The following is a 5,848-nucleotide window of genomic DNA, read 5'->3' as shown; positions in this document are numbered from 1 at the left end:
CGGGATCGTGCGCAACGGGCAGAAGCACCTGCCCGGGCCCGGGGCGATCGAGACCGAGGAGGGATCGGGTCGGGCCATCGAGGGCTGGGCCCGGCTCACCCCGGTCGGCAGGCCCCCTCGGGAGATCCACGTCAACGCCCGCGGCGAGCGTTTCCGCGCGGAGGACGACGTCGACATGGACGCCACCGAGCGGGCCCTGCTGCAGCAGCCCGGGCACCTGATGTGGATGGTGTTCGACGAGGCGTCCCTGGTCGCGGACGAGCACATGGTGAACCGCCGCTGGGACCGCGCCGAGGTCCGCCTGCGTGCCGCGGAGAACAAGCACCTCTTCAGCGCGCCCACCCTGGCCGAGCTCGCCGAGAAGGCGAGCATCGACCCGGACGGGCTCGCCGCGACCGTCGCGGAGTGGAACGCGGTCGTCGCGGGCGGCGGGACCGATCGGTTCGGTCGGGTGGACCCCGCCTTCGGTGTGTCCGAGGCGCCGTTCTACGCGCTGAAGTGCCACGCCACCCCGATCAGCAGCGCCGCGGGCGTCACGGTGGACGGCAGCCTGCGCGTCACGCGGGACGACGGGACCCCGATCGCGGGGCTGTACGCCGCGGGCGAGCTCCTCGGAGCGGGCGCGACCATGGGGTTCGCCAAGGTGGGCGGCATGATGGTCACCCCGGCGCTGAGCCTCGGCCGGGTCCTGGGCCGGGCGCTGGCGCCCGCCCCGGTCACCGCCTGAGCACACCGCTTGACCACCCTGCGCACGGACGAGGGCCCCGGGAGCCGATCGGCTCCCGGGGCCCTCGTCGTCGGTCCCTCGGGCGTGCGGGGTGCGGCCGCCGGGCGTGGCGGCCGCACCCGGTCAGCGCGACAGCTTCTGCAGCCGGTCGCGCAGGTCGCTCTGGAACCACTCCTCCGCGATCAGCCCCTCCTCGATCCGGAAGATCGCCAGGCCGGTGAACAGCAGCGGTTCGGTGCCGGGCTCGTGGCCCCAGATGGGCTTGACCATGGTGCCGCCCTCGACGTACCGGATGGCCACGCGGTCCCCCGCCCCGAACGCGTCGAGCACCGTGCTCTGGAAGTCGTCCCCGAAGTGCGACAGCCAGTTCGTGTGGCGGGCGCCGTACTCGTCCGGGGTGAAGGTGGTCGGCCGGTCGGGGTCGTAGCCGTAGTGCCAGGTGAACGGGTTCGCGCAGAACTCGCCCATGCGATGGTTCTCGCCCGTCTCGACGGCCGCGCACAGCGCCCGGACGAGCGCGACGTTCTGCTCGGGTGTGGTGACCGTTCCCCGCGTCATGCGGCCCTCCGGAGGTGCTCGTAGTAGGTGACCGGGTAGGAGTAGAGGCCGTAGCCGACGATGCTGGCGTCGGTGACGTTCTGCAGCGGCGGCTCGATCAGCGGGATCGCGGGCACCTCGTCGTCGACGATCGTGAACGCCTGCTGCGCCATGGCGCTGCGCTGGTCGTTCATCGGGGTGACGTAGATCCGGTCGATGAGCCCCTGGAGCGTGGGGTTCTGGTAGCCGTAGCGGTTGGCGGGGGAGAAGGTGTTGCGCATCGACCACGTCCCGGACAGGAAGCTGCCCGGGTCGGCCGGGTCGGGCTGGACCTGGGTGAGGCTCGTCTGCAGCTGGCCGATCATGCCGGAGTACTGCGTGGAGGACTCGACGACCTGCACGGTGGCCCGGACGCCGACGGCGGACAGCTGCCGCTGGAGCAGGGCGAGCAGGTCGCCGAGGAAGGCGCCGCTCGAGGCCGGGGTGCCGGACAGCACGAGGTCGAAGCCGTTGCCGAAGCCCGCCTCCGCCAGCAGGGCCCGCGCCCGGTCCGGGTCGAACGAGCTCGGGCTGGGCGGGCTGAAGCCGGTGGGCACCGCGCTCGGGTAGGGCAGGGTCGCGGGGGTGGCGTTGCCCAGGTAGATCGTGCGGGCGACCGCGTCCCGGTCGACCGCGACGGCGAGCGCCTGCCGGACCCGCTTGTCGGCCAGCGGGGCGTAGGCCTGGTTGAGCATGAGGTACTGCATCGCGGAGGTCTTGATGACCGAGGCGCTGACGCCCTTGGCCGGGCCCTGGGCGCCTGCCGTGGCGAACTGGTTCCAGGTCAGGCCGTTGGTGTGCGAGGCCTGCCCGGTCAGCAGCAGCTGCAGGCGGGCGTTCGAGTCGCCCACCCCGCGCAGGACGACGTCGGTGAAGTACGGCTGCGTCCAGTGGTTCGGGTTCGCCTTGAGCGTGACCGACACGTTGGGCTCGAACGCGGTGACGCTGTACGGCCCGAAGGTGGCGGAGTTGGCGTTGAAGAAGGCCGTCGACCACTCGTCCGCGGCGTTCGCCTTGAGCAGCGTGCTGTCCAGGATGCCGCAGGAGAACCAGGTCAGGACGCCGAGGGTGAGCGCGCTCGGGGCCGTCACGTTGAGCCGGAACGTCGTGTCCGACAGGACGGTGATCGGGTTGCGGAGATCGACGTTGCCGATCGCCAGCTCGGCCTGCGCGACCCGGTCGAGGGCGACCATGCGCTGGAACGAGTAGAGCACGTCGGCCGAGGTCAGGCGGTTGCCTGCGGCGCTGCGCACGTTGTCGCGCAGGGTGAAGGTGTAGTTGCCCCCGCCGTCGACCTCCCAGGAGGTCGCCAGGTACGGCTCGACGTCGTCGGCCGTGGCCATGACGCCGTCGGTGGGGGACTTCGCCTTGCGCGCCACGAGCGTGCTCGACCAGTTCGCGATGGTGAGCGTGTTCGCGGGGTTGATGCCCTGCGCCGGGTCGAAGGTCTGCGGGACCGCGGCCAGGACGTCCACGAACGTCGTGGCCGGGACGTTGCCCTGGGTGCTCGCCGCCGTGACCGTCGCCGCCCCGCCGCCGCCACCGGTGGAGCACGCGGCGGCCGTGCCGAGCGCGGCGGCGAGACCGGACACCTTCAAGAAGCCTCGGCGGTTGTACGGCCGGCTCGCCACGCCGGCGAATAGCGGTTCCACGGGAATCGTTCCTCCTGTTGTCACGCGAGGGGGCGACGGTCGACCTGGGCAGGCGGCGTCGGGCAGAGCTGGGCGGGTCGGCGCTCGGGGAGCGGGCGCCGACCCGGGATCGGGGGAGAGGGGCTCAGCCGACGGGGCGCACGAGCGCCCGGTCGGCCTCGATGCAGGCCACGCTGTGGCCGGGGGCCACCGGGTCGAGCTCGACGGCCGTCGTGGCACAGGCATCGACGGCGATGGGGCAGCGGACGTGCAGCGGGCACCCGTCCGGCAGGTCCGTCGCGCTGGGCAGCTGGCCGGCGAGCCGGATCGCCGAGGTCCGCACGGTCGGGTCCGGGGACAGCGTGGCCGAGAGCAGGGCCTGGGTGTAGGGGTGGCGCGGGTGGTCGAGGACCTCGGCGACGGGGCCCTCCTCGACGATCCGGCCGAGGTACATCACGCAGACCCGGTCCGCGACGTGCGAGACGGTGGCGATGTCGTGGGACACGAACAGGTACGCGAGCCCCAGCTCCTCGCGCAGCCGCTCGAGCAGACCGAGGATCTGCGCGCGCACCGAGAGGTCGAGCGATGCGGTGGGCTCGTCGAGCGCGATGAACGCGGGCCGGGTCACGATGGCCCTGGCGATCCCGACCCGCTGCTGCTGGCCGCCGGAGAGCTCGGCCGGGTAGCGGTCGTAGAAGGGCTCGCCCAGGGCGACCTGCTCCAACGTCTCCAGCGCGCTGGCCCGCCGCTCGGAGGGCGACAGGTCCGGGCGGTGGATGAGCAGGGGCTCCTCGACGGTGCGGCCGACCGTCTGGCGCGGGTCGAGGGACTCGAAGGGCTCCTGGAACACCATGCTCATCCGGGCCCGGAGCCTGCGGAGCTCCTCCCGACCGACGGCGCCGAGGTCCGTCCCGTCGAAGACGACGGTGCCCGAGTCCGGCTCCTGCAGGCGGAGGGCGAGGCGGGCGGTGGTGGACTTGCCCGACCCGGACTCCCCGATGAGCGCGACCGTCTCGCCGCGCTCGACGGTCAGGCTCACCCCGTTGACGGCGTGCACGGTGGGTCCGGAACCCCGGCGGAAGGTCTTGGAGACCGACTCAAGACGCAGCAGCGGCATCGGAACGCACTCCTTCCTCGAGGTGACAGGCGAGTGTGCGGTCGGCGTCCGCCGCGCGGACCTCCGGCCGGTGGGTGGTGCAGGTCGGCATGACCTCCGGGCAGCGCTCCGCGAAGGCACAGCCGACCGGGGGGTTCAGCAGGTCGGGGACGAAGCCGGGCAGGGCGGCGAGCGCCTTGCCACGCTGGGGGACCGCGCGCAGCAGGGCCGCCGTGTACGGGTGGCTCGGGTGCCGCAGGACCTCGGTGACCGGCCCGGACTCGACGATGCGCCCGCCGTACATCACCTGGACCCGGTGGCAGTACTGCGCCACCACACCGAGGTCGTGGGTGACCAGCAACATCGCCCGGCGGTCGCGTTCGACGATCTCCGCGACCAGGTCCAGGACCTGCCGCTGCACCGTCACGTCCAACCCGGTGGTGGGCTCGTCGGCGATGAGCAGCCGGGGGTTGAGGACCAGTGCCATCGCGATGACGGTCCGCTGTGCCATGCCTCCGGAGAGTTGGTGCGCGTAGCCGTCGAGCACCCGTCCGGGGTCCGGGATGCCGACCCGGTCGAGCATCGCGGCCGCGATCTCGCGGCACTCCTTGCGCGAGGCCCGCCGGTGCGCCCGGATGACGTTCCGGAACTGGGTCTCGAGGCTCTTGACGGGGTTCAGGGCTCCCCACGGGTTCTGCGGGATCAGGCCCATGCCCGAGCCGCGCACCGCCCGTCGGGAGCGTTCGTCCGCCGCCACCAGGTCCTGGCCGCGGAACTCGATCCGACCCCGCACGACGCGGCCCGGAGACGGCAGCAGACCGAGGATGGACCGGGCGGTCACGGACTTGCCGGACCCGGTCTCGCCGACCAGGCCGACGATCTCGCCCTCGGCCACGGTCAGGTGCACGCCGTTGACGGCGTGGATCGCGCCCGCCTCGGTCGGGAACTCGGTGTGCAGGTCGGTCACGCGCAGCAGGGGTGCCGGGAGGCCCGCCTGCTCGGTGGTGCCTCGACGCGGCACCGGGACGGTGGTCGTCACGGAAGACTCCTTCTCACCCACGGCCGACCCCTGCCTGCAGGGTGTCCAGCCCGTCGGCGACACGGTTGAAACATGCTCCGAGGATCAGCACGAACAGGCCGGGGAAGGCCCAGACCCACCACTGCCCCGAGGTGATCCCCTCGATGCCCTGCTCGATCATCTGGCCCCAGCTCGCCGTCGGCGGCTGGACGCCGATCCCGAGGAACGACAGGCCCGCGATGACGAGGATGGCGCGGGACGCGCAGACCGCCGCGTTCACGAGGATGATCCCGCCGACGTTGGGCAGCATGTGGTGCACCAGGATGCGGCGCCGGTCCGCGCCGATGGACACCGCCGCCTCGATGAACCTGCTCTCGCGCAGGGCGAGCGACTCGGCGCGGACCAGCCGGACGAACGTCGGGAAGCCGATCATCGCGACGGAGACCGCGACGAGGACCAGCGAGTTGCCGGACACCGACACCAGCGCCATGGCCAGGACGAGCAGCGGCAGCGCCTGGAAGACGTCGAGCACGCGCATCAGCCGCTCCGCGAACACGGTGCGCGAGGAGACGGCGAGGCCGAGCCCGACGCCGACCACCACGGTGAGCCCGACGCTGGCGAGGACGAGCACGATGTCGAGCCTGCCCGCCGCGATGGTGCGGGAGAAGACGTCGCGACCGAGCTGGTCGGTCCCGAAGAGGTGGCTGACCGACGGCGCCCCCATGATCGGGCCGACGTCGGGCTCGATCGGGTCGTAGGGCAGGGGCAGCAGGAACGCCGCGACCAGCAGCAGCAGGACG

At 72.5% G+C, this 5,848-nt stretch carries 6 protein-coding genes; 1 reads left to right on the top strand and 5 read right to left on the bottom strand.

Annotation, left to right across the window (positions count from 1 at the left end):
* Window positions 1-727, top strand: a 727-nt coding sequence (locus H5J29_RS18640; protein ID WP_181782235.1) for an FAD-binding protein, incomplete at its 5' end; no start/stop codon positions are given.
* A 123-nt stretch (window positions 728-850) separates the two neighbouring features.
* On the opposite strand, the gene H5J29_RS18635 is transcribed toward H5J29_RS18640, so the two are convergent.
* From H5J29_RS18635 to H5J29_RS18615, 5 genes are all read right to left on the bottom strand, one after another.
* A complete protein-coding gene (locus H5J29_RS18635; RefSeq protein WP_181782234.1) occupies window positions 851-1,285 on the bottom strand; it encodes an ester cyclase in 435 nt (144 codons plus the stop codon).
* Window positions 1,282-2,895 (bottom strand): ABC transporter substrate-binding protein, encoded by a 1,614-nt coding sequence (locus H5J29_RS18630; protein WP_181782233.1) that lies wholly within the window; start codon window positions 2,893-2,895, stop codon window positions 1,282-1,284. The genes H5J29_RS18635 and H5J29_RS18630 overlap by 4 nt, the downstream gene beginning before the upstream one ends.
* A gap of 184 nt (window positions 2,896-3,079) precedes the next feature.
* Window positions 3,080-4,051: an ABC transporter ATP-binding protein gene (locus H5J29_RS18625; RefSeq protein ID WP_181782232.1), complete on the bottom strand. Its 972-nt coding sequence runs from the start codon at window positions 4,049-4,051 to the stop codon at window positions 3,080-3,082.
* Window positions 4,032-5,069 carry an ABC transporter ATP-binding protein gene (locus H5J29_RS18620; protein ID WP_181782231.1) on the bottom strand — a complete coding sequence of 346 codons (1,038 nt, stop codon included), beginning with the start codon at window positions 5,067-5,069 and terminating at the stop codon, window positions 4,032-4,034. Before H5J29_RS18620 ends, H5J29_RS18625 begins: the two co-directional genes overlap by 20 nt.
* Before the next feature lie 13 nt (window positions 5,070-5,082).
* Window positions 5,083-5,848, bottom strand: a 766-nt coding sequence (locus tag H5J29_RS18615) for an ABC transporter permease (protein ID WP_181782230.1), incomplete at its 5' end; no start/stop codon positions are given.

The organism is Pseudonocardia pini, from assembly GCF_013870575.1.
Classification (GTDB): Bacteria; Actinomycetota; Actinomycetes; order Mycobacteriales; family Pseudonocardiaceae; genus Pseudonocardia; species Pseudonocardia pini.
Note: the sequence above shows the minus strand (reverse complement) of the source record. Positions and strands in the feature narration are given on the sequence as shown.